Annotated in this window: 13 protein-coding genes and 1 riboswitch; of the genes, 11 read left to right on the plus strand and 2 right to left on the minus strand. The window is 45.0% G+C overall.

The window, feature by feature from the left end:
- Window positions 1–349 precede the first annotated feature (349 nt).
- The 5 genes from AR333_RS09605 to AR333_RS09630 all read left to right on the plus strand — a co-directional run bounded on the left by AR333_RS09605 (window position 350) and on the right by AR333_RS09630 (window position 6,229).
- A complete protein-coding gene (locus AR333_RS09605) occupies window positions 350–2,191 on the plus strand; it encodes a Hint domain-containing protein (RefSeq protein ID WP_253735770.1) in 1,842 nt (613 codons plus the stop codon).
- Window positions 2,192–2,223: 32 nt separating this feature from the next.
- Window positions 2,224–2,955, plus strand: coding sequence for a hypothetical protein (locus tag AR333_RS09610; protein WP_068775024.1), 732 nt, complete (start codon window positions 2,224–2,226; stop codon window positions 2,953–2,955).
- Window positions 2,956–3,480: 525 nt separating this feature from the next.
- The gene (locus AR333_RS09620) at window positions 3,481–4,650 is read left to right on the plus strand and encodes a serine hydrolase (RefSeq protein WP_068775025.1); all 1,170 of its coding nucleotides are present in this window, start codon (window positions 3,481–3,483) and stop codon (window positions 4,648–4,650) included.
- A gap of 363 nt (window positions 4,651–5,013) precedes the next feature.
- Window positions 5,014–5,628, plus strand: coding sequence for a TetR/AcrR family transcriptional regulator (locus tag AR333_RS09625; RefSeq protein WP_068775026.1), 615 nt, complete (start codon window positions 5,014–5,016; stop codon window positions 5,626–5,628).
- Between the two features lie 7 nt (window positions 5,629–5,635).
- A complete protein-coding gene (locus tag AR333_RS09630) occupies window positions 5,636–6,229 on the plus strand; it encodes a GNAT family N-acetyltransferase (protein ID WP_068775027.1) in 594 nt (197 codons plus the stop codon).
- Between the two features lie 18 nt (window positions 6,230–6,247).
- On the opposite strand, the gene AR333_RS09635 is transcribed toward AR333_RS09630, so the two are convergent.
- Window positions 6,248–7,165 carry a DUF4180 domain-containing protein gene (locus tag AR333_RS09635; protein WP_068775028.1) on the minus strand — a complete coding sequence of 306 codons (918 nt, stop codon included), beginning with the start codon at window positions 7,163–7,165 and terminating at the stop codon, window positions 6,248–6,250.
- Window positions 7,166–7,322: 157 nt separating this feature from the next.
- Window positions 7,323–8,111, minus strand: a complete 789-nt coding sequence (locus AR333_RS09640) for an alpha/beta fold hydrolase (RefSeq protein WP_068775029.1) — start codon at window positions 8,109–8,111, stop codon at window positions 7,323–7,325.
- A gap of 171 nt (window positions 8,112–8,282) precedes the next feature.
- On the opposite strand from AR333_RS09640, the gene AR333_RS09645 reads away from it, so the two are divergent.
- The 6 genes from AR333_RS09645 (at window position 8,283) to AR333_RS09670 (ending at window position 18,172) form a co-directional block, all read left to right on the plus strand.
- A complete protein-coding gene (locus AR333_RS09645) occupies window positions 8,283–8,891 on the plus strand; it encodes a TetR/AcrR family transcriptional regulator (RefSeq protein ID WP_068775030.1) in 609 nt (202 codons plus the stop codon).
- A gap of 251 nt (window positions 8,892–9,142) precedes the next feature.
- Window positions 9,143–9,541, plus strand: a complete 399-nt coding sequence (locus AR333_RS09650; protein ID WP_068775031.1) for a RidA family protein — start codon at window positions 9,143–9,145, stop codon at window positions 9,539–9,541.
- Window positions 9,542–9,752: 211 nt separating this feature from the next.
- The gene (locus AR333_RS09655; protein ID WP_253735771.1) at window positions 9,753–10,559 is read left to right on the plus strand and encodes an aminoglycoside phosphotransferase family protein; all 807 of its coding nucleotides are present in this window, start codon (window positions 9,753–9,755) and stop codon (window positions 10,557–10,559) included.
- A 453-nt stretch (window positions 10,560–11,012) separates the two neighbouring features.
- Window positions 11,013–11,099: riboswitch (cyclic di-GMP riboswitch) on the plus strand.
- Between the two features lie 102 nt (window positions 11,100–11,201).
- Window positions 11,202–16,364 (plus strand): NPCBM/NEW2 domain-containing protein, encoded by a 5,163-nt coding sequence (locus AR333_RS09660; protein WP_068775032.1) that lies wholly within the window; start codon window positions 11,202–11,204, stop codon window positions 16,362–16,364.
- Window positions 16,365–16,602: 238 nt separating this feature from the next.
- Complete coding sequence (locus AR333_RS09665) at window positions 16,603–16,893, plus strand: NAD-dependent epimerase/dehydratase family protein (RefSeq protein ID WP_068775033.1); 291 nt, start codon at window positions 16,603–16,605, stop codon at window positions 16,891–16,893.
- A gap of 112 nt (window positions 16,894–17,005) precedes the next feature.
- Window positions 17,006–18,172 (plus strand): phosphotransferase, encoded by a 1,167-nt coding sequence (locus tag AR333_RS09670; RefSeq protein ID WP_068775034.1) that lies wholly within the window; start codon window positions 17,006–17,008, stop codon window positions 18,170–18,172.
- The last annotated feature ends 8 nt before the right edge of the window (window positions 18,173–18,180 follow it).

The following is an 18,180-nucleotide window of genomic DNA, read 5'->3' on the forward strand; positions in this document are numbered from 1 at the left end:
CGAAAAGAGGTTATGAATAATGGATTGTAAAGGTTCTCTTGAAATCAACTTGGGCGCGGCCCAAAATTTAACGGATGTAGATTGGTCTAAGGTGAATCCTCAGGATATTAATAACAATAACTTTCAGTTCGGAAAACCCTTTTATCTGGTATGTCCCGGAGAGCATTGCCAGGATAATGTCAATTTTACGCCTCAGGCACACCGCTTGTGTCAATGCACCGATATTAACGGAAAACCTGTACCGGGTTGTTCCCCGCATGATTATTTGTACCCCTTTGCGGCCCAGGTCTGCTTTAACACTAGCAATCCTTCCGATATGAGCCATGCAACGTTGGGTAACAGAGGCTGTATGAGTCTGGGAGATACCTGGAATGTGGTCACGTGCTACTGTTGCTGCTCCTGCTTCGCTCACGGGACTCAAATCGGAACACCGGATGGTCACCGTGCGATTGAGAAGTTCAGTGTTGGTGATAAAGTCATCACGGCCAGCTTGCAGCAGAGCGCGGAAGGTATCCAACTGGAGTGGAAGAAAGCCAAGCTTAATTTCAGTAATGGTACCGGTCCTCACAGTCATCAACCCGCTATGGTCTATATCCGGTTCGGCGGTCACGGCAGTATCATCGTCACTCCGGATCACCTGTTCCTGATGCCTAGCGGCAAACTGAAGCGGGCCGACCGATTGGTGCCGGGTAAAGATTTGTTGATTTCCTATAACGGTACGCAGGTAGCGATTAATGAAATCAGCATCGGCGAATACACAGGCGGGGTGCATCATATCGCTACGGATGTTTCCTTTGACGGGTCGCTGGATGGTCACTTACTGTTGTCCGAGGGATTGGTTTCCGGCGATTTCAACTTGCAAATTCATCAGAATGAGCTTAAGAAAAGCGGTATGCTGGAAGATGCGGAGGATTGCCCGAAAGTAGGGAGTCTGGCATATGAAGCGGCTAACCCGCACTTGGTCGCCGGAAATTATATGTCATTCAGCGCCCCGGTCGTGGGTGAATCGAACGCGGCTTCCGTTGCGGCTAGTCCTGAAGCGGCTGAGCAATTAAGCAAATTCTATGTGATGGGTTCGAACGTGGCTTTCGTGCCGGACAATGCGGCATCCTTCCTTAGCCCCCTTCAAGCGATTGACGTGAACGATAAAGCGGAAAGATGGGGTTTTACGGAAGTAAGCATCGGTAATGCCATGGTGAAATACCTGGTGAACCTGTTCCAGGGCTTTTACCCTGATATTACGTTCTATCATGACATCGGACGTCTGGAGCCGAACGCTTATGCCTTTACCCAGTACGGCAAGCAATATGTTGTACTATCGGGCGGATTAACGCGTATTAAAGGGCTCGGCATGGAAGGGATGGCGTTCATTCTCGGAAATATGGTCAGCCGGCTTCAAAAGAGCGCGCCTCTGAACGCGGACGGCTACACAACTGTTGGCATGAGCGATTATTATACACCTGTTATCTTGCAAAATATGTTCTTTGGTACTCTCTACGCGCCATTGATGACTAGTGCGCTGCACCAAATTCAACTCGTAATATTTAACAACATTAATATTTCACTGCATGATGCTTTTGAAACCGATCCTTTCGAGCCAACCACAGGGACCAGAATGGATGCCATCGAAGCAGGTAACGGCATGAATTTCCCACCGAACGGCATAGGCGGTCCGGAAGCGAACGGCTTGAAAGTGACCGGAGCGAAGGTAACCGGGCCGACGGTTAGCGTGTCTTCGCTGGTGACGGCTGATATTACAGCCGATATCGCGGAGACAGCGTTCAAGCTTCTGCAAGAGAACAAGATTGTGGATGCAACCGGATTAATTGCGGCGGATTTCGCAGTTTCCACGGATTTATCGTTCTTATTCGCAGATCTGACAGGGGAGAACAAAACGCTGCTCACGGAAGAAGTGCGCTACGCCTTGCTGCACGCCGGCTCCACCGTTGAACTGTATTTCAATACAGCCGTCAAAGCGCTGAGTACTGCCGATGAAGATGACTTCTCCTTCGAACCGAGTGCGCTTATTAAGGATGTAACGCCTGGCAGCAGCAAATCTTCGGTGTTGTTGAAGGTAACGCTGGAGCGCGGGGTGGCTTATACCGTTTCGGTCTCCAGAGCGCTGACTTCAGACATCGGCTCGACCTTGGACCCGCACTCTTCTTCGGCTGAAGTTACGTTGAACCAATAGGAATACGATCATACCAACAGAGGAGATTGACTATGGAATCAGCCGACAAACCGTTGGGAGCATTCACGGGGACTATAGAAGAACAGTGCGAGCAATTCGGCATCATCCTGGGTTTGAACGGACCGGTTTCGGAAAAGGTTCTTATTGCGGCCGTTCATGATCCCAGTTATGCGCATAATTTACTCGCAGCACGAAGGTCGGAGATGTTCTTGAACCATTTGCTGAACAATCCTCCCGAGGTGGACATGGCCGGGGGGACGGAAGCTTTCGGAGCGCCGGGAGCATCGGGTTCAACCGGAGCTGCGGAAACTTCAGAAACGTCAGGTGAAATGGAAGCAGCCGGAGTGTCGCAATTAGCGGGAGTAACGGATGCTTCCGATGCATCAACAATGGAAGTAAAAGAGGTGGCCGGTTTGGCTGAAGGGCACGCCGCTGCGCATTCCAATGCGGAATTGGCCAAGAAAGCCGGTCAAGCGCTGTGGAAGTGGGCGAGAACGGGTTTTGCCACTGTGGAGGACGACGTTTACCGTAAACGGATGAGCGCTTGCGAGGCCTGCCCGCACATTCAAAACAAACCGGATAAGCTGCTCTACAACGCCCTGTCCGTGACCACTTCGGCCAGCGCCGATGCCGCAGAGAAGATCTGCGGCAAGTGCGGCTGTGTGCTTTCCAAGAAAACCAGACTGCCTACGGAATCATGTCCGGATGATCATCCGGAACTGGCGGGCATGACTCGTTGGGAAGAACCGATTCCGGTCATTTAAATAGAGAACTGAAAGTATATTGGAGGGCGCAAGCCCTCCTTTTGTTTGGTTAACTTTCCGTCTATCAAAGCAGCCGCTTTATAGTCTGTGTGTGCGACGGCGCGGATTTCAATCCGTTGATGAGGGAACACAAGACCGGGCACGCCGAGTAGGGTGTCGGCCTGCAGATGAATGCCCGCATACTCCTTGTACAGAACGATGTACGGTTCGAAATGCTCTTGCTGATTTGTCAGAAATATCTCCATGTCAGCGATTTTCGATCATGTGACACCAAATCCGCTAATACTCGATCGCGTTCTCCAACGCCTTCGAAATCACTTTCGCTAATGAACGCACCAAGCTTATCATGGGATAATACGGGTTGGAATGTCGAAGGCCAGTCTGTTCCGATTGACAAAAATACTTCCACAAATTTGTCATTATGTAAATGATGACATTTTGTGAATAGCGGATATGACAGCCTTGCGGATAGGATGAAAAGGCGGGAAATTACCGCCATTATCTATTCGAGGAGCTGATTTACGTATGAAAATGCCTTATAAAATTGTGTCCGCCAGCTTGGCCCTTATGGTGACGGGAATCTCCCAATATAACGTAGTTCCAGGTATAGCGGTAGAAGCGAAAGCCGCCTCGTCTATTAATTCTTCCTCTGAGGCGCAGGCAAAACGGAATCATAGTGCCGTCAAGCAAGCTTTGCGGGATGCAATGGAGACCGGGCTGCCGGGTATACTCGTCAAAAGTACTGAGAATGGAAAAAGGTGGGCCTATTCCATAGGGGTCGCCGATTTGACGACCGGGCAGCAGATGGAAACGAATTATCGTTTTCGCATCGGCAGCGTAACGAAGACGTTCACCGCTGCGGTTGTCCTCCAACTAGCCGGAGAAAACCGATTGAATCTCGACGATTCCATCGAGAAATGGCTGCCCGGTGTCGTACGCGGAAACGGCTACGAAGGAAAAGAGATCACTGTCCGGCAGCTTCTGAACCATACCAGCGGGATCAGCGAATACTTGAAGTCAGATAAAATCAATTTAATGGAAACCAGAAAAACGTATACTCCTGAAGAAATCGTCAAAATCGGCCTGGCTATGCCCGCGGATTTCGCTCCCGGCAAGGGCTGGTCGTATTCCAATACGGGATATGTGTTGCTGGGCATGCTTATTGAAAGGGTGTCCGGAGCTAGCTATGCGGAGGAAATCGAGAAACGGATCCTAGAACCGCTTGAACTCTCCGATACGTTCCTTCCGGGTAATTCAGCGGTGATCCCCGGCAATAAACATGCGCGGGGGTATTTCCAGCCGGAATTTGGGAAGGAGCCGCTAGATATTACGTACTATAATCCGAGCGTCGCCAGCTCCGCCGGGGATATTATATCTTCTGCCGAAGACTTGAATAAGTTCTTTTCCGCCTTGCTTGGCGGCCAATTACTGAAAGAAGAACAGCTGAAACAAATGCTTACCCCTGTAGCAACAGGGCAAAAGGATTTCAAGGGATACGGACTCGGGATATATGCATTCAACCTTCAAAACGGTGATACGGTGTGGGGGCATACCGGAGGAATACCGGGATTTGCAACATTTGCGGGCGGTGTGCTTGGCGGTAAACATACGTTAGCCGTCAGTACCAACTATTTAGGAACTGCTATCGAACACCAAACTTTTAGTAAGATAGTTAAAGCCGAATTTGATAAATAGGGAATAAGGAAGCATGGGCAAGTCCATACTCATTAAAATCTTACATCAGCGCAACCTCCCGTTTATATTGAACCCGAGAACGCAGCTAACATTTTAATTACATAACGTTAGCTGCGTTTTTCTCCTGTTTATTGTAAGGATAAGTCCCAATTCACAAGCCTAATACCATACTGGTATTGGGAATCAGCATTCCAACTAACCGTGCACGTTAATTAAATATAAAGGGAGAGGATAGTCAATCAGATAGCGATCCGCTGCTTTTTTTATTGAGTGCAGATTACGCTTCTGTAATTGAGTGTTGCTATGTTCATTCATATATTTTATAATGAGTGAAAATTCACTCAAAAAAAGAAGGGGATTCGATTGCCACGAACTAAGGAGCAGTTTGAAGAAATGCGCAAAGCAACCAGGGAGAAAATTCATGCGTCTGCGATGCGGTTATTTGTCCACCAAGGATACGGTTCAACAAATGTTCAAGATATTGCCGACACAGCCGGAATTAGTATTGGGTTGTTATATCGTCACTACAAAACAAAGGAAAAATTATTTCACGAATTGCTTGCCTATGCAATGGAAGGATTACAACGTAATATTACTTTCTTTGACGATTCTGAACAGTCTCCTAAAAAGTTAATCACAGAATTTGTCGACGAAGTCCACAGCGATTTGAGTCATGGCGAAGATCTGGCTAATCTGCTGATCCTTATTAATCAATCCCTATTAGCTCAAGCTGGCACAGCATCTGAACCATATAAAGAGATCCTTCAAGTCAATGCCAGGCTTCTTGATTCTACGGCACAACTCATTCGTAAAGGTCAGCAGCTTGGGGAATTCAGATCGGGTGATGCGCAAGAGATGGCTGTCTTTTTTTATGCTTCAATTCACGGTTTGGCTGAAATGAAAGTATTGCTTAAAGGTAACTTCACAGTGCCTTCACCTTCAGTCATCACTGCATTTCTATTTAAAGAAAGGGAGTGATCCTGTCATGTTTAAAATGGTTAGAGCAGATCAAGCCGAGTTTGATGTGAGGCAAGGAATGTCTACAATATTCGCGGAAGGATTCACACAATGGCTTGGTTTTTTCTCCCAGGATCCGGAAAAGATTGCCGCTGCGTTTGCCCATATGTTTGTACTGGATCAATTTTATGTAGCTCTATACCAGGGACAAGTGGTTGGGATGGTTGCCTGCACGGATGGAATTTCACTCTCTGTTAAACTGGATAAAAAGGAACTTCGCAAACATTTCGGCTTTTACAAAGGCACGATCGCGGGTATTTTTCTAAAAAAAGAATTTGAAACTGCCTTTGTTCAGCCTTTAAACGGTGCAGGCTCTATTGAATTTGTCGGGACGGCGGCTGATTTCAGGGGACAGGGCGTAGCTTCACAATTAATTCTTCATATTCTGAATCATACGCCTTATGAGGCTTACTTGATTGAAGAAGTTGCCGATACGAATATTCCAGCCATGAAACTCTATTTAAAATTAGGTTTTGAAGAATACAAACGCAGGCAAATACCAATTAAGCAAGCAAAAAAAATCGGGATCAATTACAGTGTATCGTTACGATATACGAAATAGCCGGTTGAGCCCGGCTTTCTATTTCAGAAGCCAGTTTTCTGCTTCTTCTTTACTTCCATACATTCTAAAATGATTGCCCGTGTTCATTTCCATAGCCAATTCTTTAAATCTGCCTTTTTCAATTATCTCCTGAGGAATAATAGCAGCAGTTTTTATACCATAATTTATAAATTTCTGAATAATATCACCGGCTACTTTGGTTTTAAGTTTGAAGAAGTCTTCTGATAAGGCTGTATAGTGTATAATAATCGCGTTTGCTTCATGTTCCCAGCAGAGAGATATTAGATCAAGTGCATTATTCTCCGTACTTAAAGGTTCAGTAGAAGAAATCAGTTCAATATATTTTTTACTCTCTGTTTCTCTGACTTGATAGTTCATTTTATCTTTTTCCTCCATAACTTCGTTTTCGAACAACCTCTGACGGGTTTCACGAACCCAATTAAGTTCATTATGATAGGTTGAAATAATGTTTTCTGAAATCATCTCCCATATTAAGCTTTCCCTCCTGCTTCTATTAGGCGAATGAAGAGCACGTCTGTATTTTTCCTTCTGCATCATCAATTGCAGTTTGATTTCATTTTCATATTTTGTGAGTATCTCACTTAATTCTTGATTACTTAACATATCTGACCATGCAAGCTGTACCAAAAATGTTTTTTTTATCTCAGGAGCTTCTGATGATGACACAAGCCAATTTCTTAGTTCCTTAAGTCCTTCTTCTGTTATGGTATATATTTTTTTTGAAGGAGAGTTATCCTGATGAACCACTTCACTGGTAACGAAATCTTCGTTCTCCATATTCATTAGGGCTTTGTAAATTTGATTATTGTTACCGGACCAATACATGAAGGAGGATTCTTCAAAAATTTTTTTTAGTTCATATCCTGTTGAGGACTTCCAACTCAGTATGCCTAATATTGCCAATCGGATCGACATTATTACACCTCATTATTAATAACATAGGTTAAAAGTAACATATGATACTATGGTGGTCAATGTGAAACTTCTCAATCTGTTACTGCTGTTTAAGACGGAGCTAAAATCAATGTTTATAAATTTGCCAGGTTGGAATATGGATCCCATACTGCGTTATTCATGAACTGTTTGCATTTATTTCGTTCAGGAACTTCTCTATTCTACGATTAACTTCGTTCGGGTTGTCCAGATTTGTCAAATGATGTGCATTCGTAATCGGATGCGAGATTGCACCTGAAATTCGTGTCCCTAACTCAGCCTGTTGCCGACCGACCATCTTATCCTTGTCACCATACAAGATAAGGGTAGGGCATTTTACCTTTTCCAGATCGTCTTTACTTTCCATCCGTAGGTTACCAGACCAATGACGTATAAAATTGCGGTGCGTCATCAATCCGAATGCTTCTTTGACCAAGTCGTGATTGGAAGGCGTGATCTTCGAGAGTGCTATCGCAGTCAGCCTGGCTGTTACACTCAGCGGAATAAGTCGAGTAGCGAAACGGCTAAAAGGGGCGGATGTTTTCTCGAACCAATTAAACGTATTCGTGAAAGGAGTACCGATCAGAACGAGCGCCCGCACACGGTCCGGATAACGGACTGCAGTTTGCAACGAAATATGTCCCCCCATTGATAATCCGCACAAAATAGCAGGCGGAAGCTGCAGTTTCTCCATCAAGGCAGCCAAGTCTTTGCTGAATAGCTCTGGATCAACCACACCCTCAGGCAAGGAGGAATTTCCATGCCCGCGAACATCCCATAGAACCGTCCGGTACGAATCCGAGAAATAATCGATCTGCGGTACCCACTGTTTATGGAATAACGAATGGCCATGCGTAAAAATGATCGCGGACCCGCTTCCTTTTTCTTCGTAATAAATATCGGCGCCATTTAATTTGAACGTGGCCATATAATCATCCCTTCATCACACTTATGAAATATAATGTTATATTTATTTCATATCTTGCCTTGAGTATAGTTTCAGCCGCAAAGTATGGCAATAGTTTTGAAATGATTCCTTTGAAAAAATTCATATCTTCAGTTATTGTAAGGATAGCCTATTTGGATAGAGGTGCAAGAAATGAATGGATTCGAGAGACGAAGAGAACAGAAGCGTCAATCGATCTGCAGAGCGGCGCTTAAATTATATATGAGGCACGGGTTGCGCGATGTAGGCATTGTGGCGATTGCGAAGGCTGCTGGTGTTTCGCAGGTAACGATTTACAACTACTTCGGAAGTAAGGAAGATCTGACGCGAGACGTCATCGCTAATTATCTGGATCAATATTTGAAGGAGTTCGAAGCATTCTGTCAAGGAGAACTTCCGTATCAGGAAAAGCTGGAACAATTGTTGCTCCGATCTAGCAAGTTCGACAGCCTTCACACTCAGTTCATTGATACGTTTCTCTCCGATGCCCCTGAAATGGCGGAGATCGTCAAAACCTATGAAGCTAAACTGATTCCACTGTTCGTCGCCTTTATTGGGGAAGGCAAGCGGCTCGGATTCTTTAATAGTTCGCTCTCTACCGATACAATTCTGTTTTATATCAATCTGTTCAGCAGTCAAGCACTACAGAGGCTTCGTGAGGAACAGGATGAAAATCGCAAACGGCAAATGTACAAAGAACTATTCGTGATCTTCTTCAACGGAGTAGGCGAGCGTCCTTTGAATATACCTTTACCGCTATAAGTTGCCTTGTTGTAAACAATCTCATTAACAAGTAATATAGATCTTATATAATTCTAAACATCATTCACTTCTCGTTTAAAAAGAAAGGAGAATCCATTTCATGAAGAAAAAATCCTTAATGTCTATATCTTCAGGATATGGATACTCTACTGCTGTTTTTTTCTAAAATTCATTTGTACGGGCGAAGTGTGTCCAAAAATGAATTGTGAAATTGGCAGAAAAATTTCTTTTAGAATGCGAGGTAATGAAAGATGGAAAAGGCCAAAATCTCCAGAAAAAACCCTGTAGGTACGCATCACCCCGTAGGTAACTACACGCATATCACCAAAATTCCTAGAAATTCAGAATTGTATGTGACTTCCGGTCAAATCGGGGCGGATCTGAACGGGGAGATTCCCGCTAGTCTGAACGACCAAATTAAAAATACTTTTGATAATATTCAAAAAGTGTTAAGTTCCGAGGAGTTAACATCAGAGCACATAATCAAAATAAACATATGGGCAACCCAAAAAATTGATTGGGACTACCTATATGAAGAATGGGATAAATTGTTCGGAAATGATTATCCGGCAATGACGATTGGCTATATTTCTGAATTAGGATTGCCAGAGATAAAAATAGAAATTGAAGTTTGGGCTGCTAAAGTGTAAAACAAATGACTTTAACCTTAAGCAAACGTGTTTCGTTGTTATGCGCGTCGAACAACTTACAAGTCATCGGGAATTCGTACCAGAAGAAACGTCACCTCAATACGCGGTGGCGTTTTTTTTAAAACAAGCATAGTTTAATTCTAATTAAAATTTCTTTTGTTTATATTTTCATTAAATTGTATGCTAGAATCCTGAAAGCGAGGTGATCCCGTTGACTCAGGAAGAGATATTAAAAGGCGGGAATGTAAATGATATTGTCCGCATGGCGAACACTGTTCGCCGCCCCACAGGTTATTGGAGTCCGAGTGTGCATAAACTGCTCGAACATTTGGAAAACCGGGGGTTTGAGGGAGCACCAAGATTCCACGGAATCGATGATTCAGAACGTGAAATCTTGTCATTTATTCCTGGAGAAGTTCCAGGAAACAATTATCCTGAACTTGAACCGTACATGTGGTCGGACGAAACCCTGGTCAATTTGGCGCTTCTTTTGCGCCGATTCCACGATGCGACGGAAGGGTTCGCTCTCACGACGGGCAGATGGCAGCTTAGCTTCGGTGATGACAGTGAGCGTGAAGTGATCTGTCATAATGATGCTGCTTTGTATAATGTGGTCTTTCGAAACGAGGCACCCGTGGCGTTAATTGATTTTGACATGGCAGGTCCCGGACCCCGTATGTGGGACATTGCGTACACCATGTACACATCAGTTCCGCTTGCCAGTTTCGTACCAGACTATTCCTCAGGAAAGACGGCAGCTTACCAATCCGATTTACACGCCGCTGAGCGCCGCCGACGGATTCATCTGTTTTTTGAGTCGTATGGAATTCCCGTCTCTAATGATCTGCCGCAGTGGATTATTCAACGGTTATCTGCTCTGTGCGATACATTGAGAAAGGGTGCCGCTGAAGGAAATATCGCCTTCCAAAAAATGGTTGACGAGGGACACTTGGCGCACTATGAGAATGAGATTGGATTTATCTCAGAACATTTCGGAGATTGGATTGAATTAAAATGAACCCTTGGATTTCAGATCGATAAGGAATTACGAAAATCACCCTAAGGGCAAGGTTATATCTTTAACACTAGAACAAGAAAACGAGCAAGCGATCCATTTATATGAAAAAGCAGGTTTTGCTAACCAAAACCAAGAAAATAGCTATCAGCAACTTGTATATAAATTAAAGCTGCCGGAACATGCGGATTGCGGATAATAATAAAACGATACTTCAGCTAATCTCGATGGAGCATTAACCCAAGAAACCAACCCCCAGATAGAGGGTTGGTTTCTTGGGTTATTTTACAAGTGCAGCTGTAATTACTAATTCCATTGAGAGTTTCTCCCAGACTAGGATAACCGCAAGAGTGCGCCGTGAGAGCATCTAAAGACCTATATCTTCCTATTATATAGATAGTGCCTAATATCCATGTCAAGATTTGTCGAATCGTGATAAAGTTTGTAATATATTTCAAACTTCATAGGCAAACCCGCAGAAATGCGGGGACGCAAAGCTATAGGGACTAAGGTCTAAGGAGATGATGTCAGCCAGCTGCCAAAGAGTGCATACCGCTTTTTGCTTAGCGCAATCATGCTGCTCTTCGGGGTAGCTTTTTTTGTGCATTTTGATCATAAGCAAACAATCATGAGGGGGTTAATCACGTGTATAAAAGGATAGCCATCGCAACATCTGCAGCTCTGTTAATCAGTCTTTCTGATGGCTCGTATCAGGCTCTGGCCGCCAATGTACTGCCTGACGCAAACGCACGTGCAGTGCAAGCTTTAATGGAAAGTGGAGTGAACACATCAAACCTCGCAGCCGTGGCGCCGTTTGACTTATACGGCAAAGACCTTTTACCTGCTTACAACACGGTCTATCGGATGAATCCGTCCAATATCAAGTCACTGACGAATAACGGGGGGAATTACGCAAGTTCAACCTTGAATAAGGCGATTGACGGGGATATGAACACCCATTGGGAGACAGGCAAGCCGAACACCTCCGCATTTACCAACGAGGTCGTTTTCCTGTTCAATGAAGAGACGACCTTGAATAGAATCTTATATGCAGCCAGACAATCCGGTGCCCCAGGCAAAGGATTTGCGCAGGCGTTTGAAATTTATGCTTCCGGGGAAGATACCGGTGATCGTTACACGCTGGTCTCCTCGGGGGAGTATAAAGGCTCTACCGGTGACATTGTTGAGATTAAATTCGCACCGACCGCTTTTAAGCGGGTCAAGTTTGTGTTTAAACAGGCTAATCAAGACTGGGCAAGTGCGGCGGAGTTCGCTTTCTACAAAGAAGATCCCATCCGTGAGGCTGTTAATAGCTTATTCACCGATGGTACGATGAGTGAGGTAGTGCCCGGGTACAACAATTCGGCTGCCATACAGGCGCTACAGGAAAGTGCGAAGACCCATCCTCTCTACCCACTGATGAAGGAACAGCTGGATCTGGCTGACAAGCTTGTTAAAGGAGAAGTTGTAATCGAAGGTACGGTCATCACCGCGCAGCAGCACGGGGATATGAAGAAGCATGCCCAGCAAAATCTAAGGTTTGGCTTCGGTACGAACAACCAGCCTACCGGTTTTGCAGCTTTGCCAGGCCGTACAATCAACATCTATGTTGATGTGGAATCGAAGGATAAACTCCCTTCGCTTATCTTCTCGCAGCAGGACGGCGGCTGGAACAGTTGGGCCAGAGGCGTGCCATTAAGCCCTGGTAAAAATACGATAACCGTTCCTGAGATCGCAACGAGTAACGCATACGCCCATGATGTGACCAAAGGCGGAACTGTCTATATCGTCAATCCTTATACACCTGAAGAACAGGGTAAAGCTCCCCTGATCCGGTTTGAAGGTCTCCAGCCGATTCCTTTCATAACCAAGAATACGGATCCGGCCCAATTTAAAGCGTTGCTAACCGCTTACAAGCAAAAGCTGGATCAGGATATCGCTGCGCATCCCAATGTGAAAGACCGGCAGCTCATCGACGTGGCCGAATTAGCCAGTGACCGGATTATTTTCACGGGTACGGCTACAGAAGCCTACAAACATTTTGTGACGCTAGGTCATGATCCTATGGATACCTTGACCGGCTATGACTTCTGGATGAAGCGTATTTTTGACGCCTACGGTCTGGATAGCCGAAGTGTGGACCATGATCCGAAGCAAATCCGAGAAAATATCAGACTGATGCAGCCTTACGGATTTATGTATGCCGCCGGGGACCATACCGGTATCCAGCTCGGAGAAGTCGGCTTGATGTTAGGTGATTTCAAGGAGCAATACCCGGGCTGGGGCTTGACTCATGAGATCGGACACCGTATGGCTGTCGGCGAAAGGGAGTACGGCGAAATTACCAACAACATGTTATCCATGGCGATGTCGGTAGCATATAATTCGCTGGATAACCGGATTCCTTTTGAATCTGAGATCTATAAAACTGTCATTGAGGAGAATAAAGTAGCGATGGATCAGCAGTCTCTGGGAGCAAGACTGGGGGCTTACTGGCAGCTGGAGCTGGCTCATCCGGGGTACTGGAAGGAGCTTAACGGTCTGTACAGGGACCGGAAAGTTGCGCTTGCAAATGGAGACAATTCCAAACAGCAGTATCTGGTTGAATTCTCCTCCGAAGTACTCGGGATGGATCTTAGCAGTTTTTTTGCCAGACACGGCTTCACGGTGAATCCGGAGACCCGTGTGAAAACAGCTAAATATCCGGCTTCCCTTAAGCTTTGGTATCTGAATAATACAGTGCTTAACTACGAGGGAACCGGAATTCAAGATAAGAAGGCTCCTATCCAAGTAAACATCAGTGCGAATGCTTCCGTAAAGTCTAATACGTTAAATCTAAGTATGGATCAAATTTATAAGAAGGATCTGCTAGGCTACGAGATTTATAGAAACGATAAACTGATAGGCTTCACCGGGACCGATCAGTTCGTGGATCAGAATGTGGACCCGGCTGTCAATTATTCGTACAAGGTGATTGGCTATGATAAAAAATTAAATGCCCTGAATTCCGTTACCTTTAAGGCGTTTAAGCCAACGTTGTCCATCGAGGAACATGTTACGCTAAAGCTGAATCAAGCTTTTGACCCTATGAGCTTTATTAAGGCGGTTAACTATCAGGGAAGCGATATTACAAGCGCGGTTGCAATCAAATCGAACGATGTAAATATGGCTCAAAAAGGAGACTACCAAATCGTCTATGAAGTCCAAGACGGAGGGGCCACCGAAACCAAAACGGCAAATGTCTCGGTTACGAGTGACTATTCGTATGTTTCGGACCTGAGTGCCCGATCAGCCGTTACAGGCTGGGGTGAACTGCGGAAAGATAAAGCCCCTTCGGGCGGAACGATCACCCTGGTACGGCAAGGTATTGCCGCCACCTATGCCAAAGGTCTGGGGGTTCACGCCAACTCGGAAGTTGTGTACGACATTGAGGGTAAAAGCTTTGATTTCTTTGAAAGCTATATCGGGGTTGATCAAGCCGTGAAAGGAAACAGCGCTTCTTCGGCTGCTTTTGAAGTGTATGTGGATGGAGAGAAGAAATTTACGAGCGATGTATTCAAATCGGGTACGGAGCATCAATTTATCCGAATCCCTGTCACGGGAGCCAAAGAGATTAAGCTGGTGACCACAGATGCACAGAATAACAGCAATTCGGCGGACCATACCGTCTGGGCGGATGCCAAGTTGACGAAGAACTCCAGCAAGCCAACGATCACCTTTCCTGAAGAAACAACTTTGGTGAAGCTGAACAGCGAGTTCGATGTGCTGCAAGATGTACAAGTTTGGGATACGGAAGACGGCAATTTAAGTGGGCAGCTTAAAGTCAACGCGAAGGGGTTCACTTCACATAAGACTGGAACTTACCCTGTTGAGCTTACGGTGACTGACCGTGACGGTAATTCCGAGACCAAGACTAGAAATATCGTAGTCTACAGCGCCACCTTTTACCTGAGTGATGGGAACTGGGCTTCCGCAAGAACCGACTATAATGTTGTCAGAAAAGATAAAGCCAGCTCCGGCGGCATAATCAAGCTGCTTGTGAACGGCGTCAATAAAGAGTACAGCAAGGGTATCGGCACGCATGCCAACTCGGAAATCGTATACAATCTCACCAATACGAACTACGAATATTTGGAAACCTATGTCGGTGTTGACCGGAACATTCCGGATCAAGCGAACTCCAGCGTGGTGTTCCAAATCATAGCGGACGGCAAGGAAATCTATAACAGCGGGTTGATGAAATACGGCAGCGAGGCCAAGCTGGCAAGAGTTCCTGTTAAAGGAGTTCGTGAGTTAAAGCTGGTAGTCGATAACGCGGGCAACGGAAGCGCTTCGGACCATGCAAATTTTGCGGATGCCAAGTTTATAATTCTGAACAGTGCGCCAGAGCTGACGATCCCTAAATCCATATCCACGAAAGTGGGCCAAGCGTTAACATTGCGAGATAACTATACCGCACTGGATGCGGAAGACGGGGATCTCACGGCACAGGTGAAGGTAACGGGTGAAGACCTCGTCAACTTCAGCCGGACCGGTGAATATCCAATCACGTACACCGTTACCGACAGTGAAGGAAACACAGTTGCCAAGACCAGAACCATAGCCGTTGTCAGCATGGACGATTACAAGTATCTGACCGATTTTGACTGGAAATCTACACAGAACAGCTATACCGCGCCTAAGAAAGATATCTCCGTAAGCAGCAATCCATTAAGATTAACGGATGCCGGCTACAGGGAAGCCGCCTACACTCGCGGCATCGGGGCGCATTCTTCCTCAACGATCGTATATGATTTAAGCGATAAGAATTATGATTACTTCACTTCCTACGCAGGTGTGGACCGGCAAATGTACGGGTCGATAGCTTCCGTTAGCTTCGAAGTGTATGTAGACGGGGAGAAGAAGTTCGACAGCGGCGTGATGAACTCCAGAGATCCGCAGAAATGGATTGAGATGGATATTAATGGCGCCAGTGAGCTTAAATTAATCGTAACCGATGGAGGAAACGGCAACGGTTCAGACCATGCAACTTGGGGAGATACCAAACTGCATTATGCCAATGCGGATAAGCTGTACACCGCAGATTTGCAGCAAGCCATCACGGAAGCCAAAGCGGTCAACCCGGAAGGATATACTTCGGAGAGCCTTGCAGCATTAAATGCCTGCATAGCAAGTGCAGAAGCTGTTCTGACGAAACAAAGCGCTGTCCAGAGTGAAATCGACGCAGTGGCCGCAGCTTTGAAATCCGCAAAAGATGGATTAGCCAGAATAGATCTCTCGCAAGTAATTACCATTGAAGACCGCTATTTAAAGGAATCGATCAAGAAGACGCTGGGAATCTCCGGGGATATTACGCTTGGGGACATGGTTAAGCTGACCGCGCTAACCAGTGAATCCAGACGAGCCAGATCCTTGGAAGGCCTTCAGTATGCCACAAACCTGGTAACCTTGGACATCAAGGGAAATGAGATTACCGACTTCTCTCCGCTTCAAGGCTTAACTAAACTCGTGAACCTTATGATCGACCCGCAGATCGTAGAAGTAGGGTCCTTAAATGGTCCTATCGTTCAAGTGGATAATCCGGTTAAAGGGATCGATGCAAATAAAGTGATTCCAACCATGGCGGGAGCCAGAAACAACAAAACCTCCAAAGAAATCGTGTTTGATAGGAAGGAATGGGCGAAGAACCCGGACAAATTCACTGTTGATCTATCGAACGAGTATAAAGGCTATTACATGATGTATTTAACTTATACCGTGCATGACAGTACGATCCAATTGATTTATTTGATCGATAACAGCAAGTAATCTTGAAATCAAATAGAGCGCCAGCAGACCATCCAGATGTACCCCGGGGATCTGCGGCGTTCTTTTTGAATATTTTGGCTTTTATATAGAATACGGAAAAAGCGGAAGCATCGCCCTAACTAGACCCGTCTGGTCTTTCGGGCGGAGCTTTTTTTATACATTGACGAGAATCAAAAACTGAGCCAGAATCATTCTATTGACAGACAGAGAGGGAGTATTCCAATGAAAATATGGCGGATTGGCGGGACAAGAAAAAGCAGGCACAGTTCTCAGGTTGCCAGTAGTTTATGGACCGAATGACCCTCAACATCGTTTTTTTAATTATTTAAAGCGTATGGAAGACAAACGGCCCTTCATTTTTTTGGAAGAAGGATTTTCAAATTTCAGATGGACATATGGTTATGTAGAAGATGCAGCACCAGCAATTAGCTGTAACGTTGAATGGGAACGAATTAATCCTAAAAATTATAATAAAGATGATTTTAACTACATAATTGAAGATGAGATAGATAAGCAAATAACTAAATAACGAAATTTATGTATAGTCGCCTACTCGCCAGAATGCATTGCGTCAAATGTAATTCCTCGTCATAGTGAAAATGAGAAGTTTATTAAAGTAAGAAAAGGTGATCAATTTAGCGATGGTACATATAAGGATTAAAAATAATACAACTATTGATTTTGAAATTAAAAGTGACCGGATCTGCGCCTGTGTTACAAGAATCCTTTTGGAAGAAGAAATTGATTCACTGGCAGTCATCTGTGACGATGTGGGTTACAAAACACCAAATTTCACGACATCCGGGATCTATTGTTTGCACGGAACGGCAAAGTTGGCCAATAACGAAAATAAATCATGGAGTGTCATCGTTAAAGTGATTAAACCGGACAGTGCGGAGAAGAATTTTGCAGAGCATCACAATTATTGGCGAAGGGAAGCTCATGTATTTAATTCCGGTATTTTGAACGAGCTGCCGGATTCTATAAAGGTTGCAAGATGCTTTTGGGTTGAAGAGTTACCTGACGAAACAATATGGATATGGATGGAGCATATCCAGGGCGAACATGCGGATACAGTGGAACATTTTTCCTTTATCGCAGGGCAGTTGGGCCGCTTTAATGCTGCCTATCTTACCGGAATTAACACATTACCCAAGTATGATTGGTTATGCAGTGCCTGGCTTAAATCATGGACGACAGCCAGCCGTCTATTTGCACCCCATGTTGATACAGATGTGGAAGGATTATCTGACGATCATTATCCAACAATATGGGCTTGGTATCAGAAACTCATTAGGAAACTTGATTTTACCATTGAATCGCTCCAACGGCTGCCTCGTGTATTGGCACATCAAGACTTGAGTCAAAAGAATATGTTCCTTACGGCAAAGGGCAACTCCACCTCTCAATTGGTGCTGATTGACTGGCAATTTCTGAGTATCTCAGGGATTGGAGAGGATCTGGGTAAGTTATTTGGGGTGAATATGAGTCTAGGGATCATTCAGCCTAATCAGTATGACGAATTTCAAAGATCATTATATACATCTTATTTGGAAGGACTGCGCAGCGCAGGTTGGCAGGGAGATGAGAAGTTAATGCGTTATGGATTTTATTTAAGTACGGCTTTAAGAAGTGTTTGGGAAGTTCCTCAATACTTTTCCATATTGGCACAGCTGGACGCTGCTCCGCAAAACCATAATCTTAAAAATCAATTATATAGACTTGAAAGGATTCTGATGATTCAAAAAAACATGTATTCGGAAGTTGAGTTACTGATGCCTGAGTTAGGGTTTTGCACCTTACAATAAACTGACGG

The organism is Paenibacillus sp. FJAT-26967, assembly GCF_001541095.1.
In the GTDB taxonomy this organism is placed as follows: domain Bacteria; phylum Bacillota; class Bacilli; order Paenibacillales; family NBRC-103111; genus Paenibacillus_F.

Excerpts from the sequence above, each read along its gene's own strand:
- AR333_RS09610 (WP_068775024.1), top strand. The coding sequence starts at position 2,224 with ATGGAATCAGCCGACAAACCGTTGGGAGCATTCACGGGGACTATAGAA.
- AR333_RS09630 (WP_068775027.1), top strand. The coding sequence starts at position 5,636 with ATGTTTAAAATGGTTAGAGCAGATCAAGCCGAGTTTGATGTGAGGCAA.
- AR333_RS09670 (WP_068775034.1), top strand. The coding sequence starts at position 17,006 with ATGGTACATATAAGGATTAAAAATAATACAACTATTGATTTTGAAATT.
- AR333_RS09645 (WP_068775030.1), top strand. The coding sequence starts at position 8,283 with ATGAATGGATTCGAGAGACGAAGAGAACAGAAGCGTCAATCGATCTGC.
- AR333_RS09620 (WP_068775025.1), top strand. The coding sequence starts at position 3,481 with ATGAAAATGCCTTATAAAATTGTGTCCGCCAGCTTGGCCCTTATGGTG.
- AR333_RS09605 (WP_253735770.1), top strand. The coding sequence starts at position 350 with ATGAGTCTGGGAGATACCTGGAATGTGGTCACGTGCTACTGTTGCTGC.
- AR333_RS09640 (WP_068775029.1), bottom strand. The coding sequence starts at position 8,111 with ATGGCCACGTTCAAATTAAATGGCGCCGATATTTATTACGAAGAAAAA.
- AR333_RS09650 (WP_068775031.1), top strand. The coding sequence starts at position 9,143 with ATGGAAAAGGCCAAAATCTCCAGAAAAAACCCTGTAGGTACGCATCAC.
- AR333_RS09635 (WP_068775028.1), bottom strand. The coding sequence starts at position 7,165 with ATGTCGATCCGATTGGCAATATTAGGCATACTGAGTTGGAAGTCCTCA.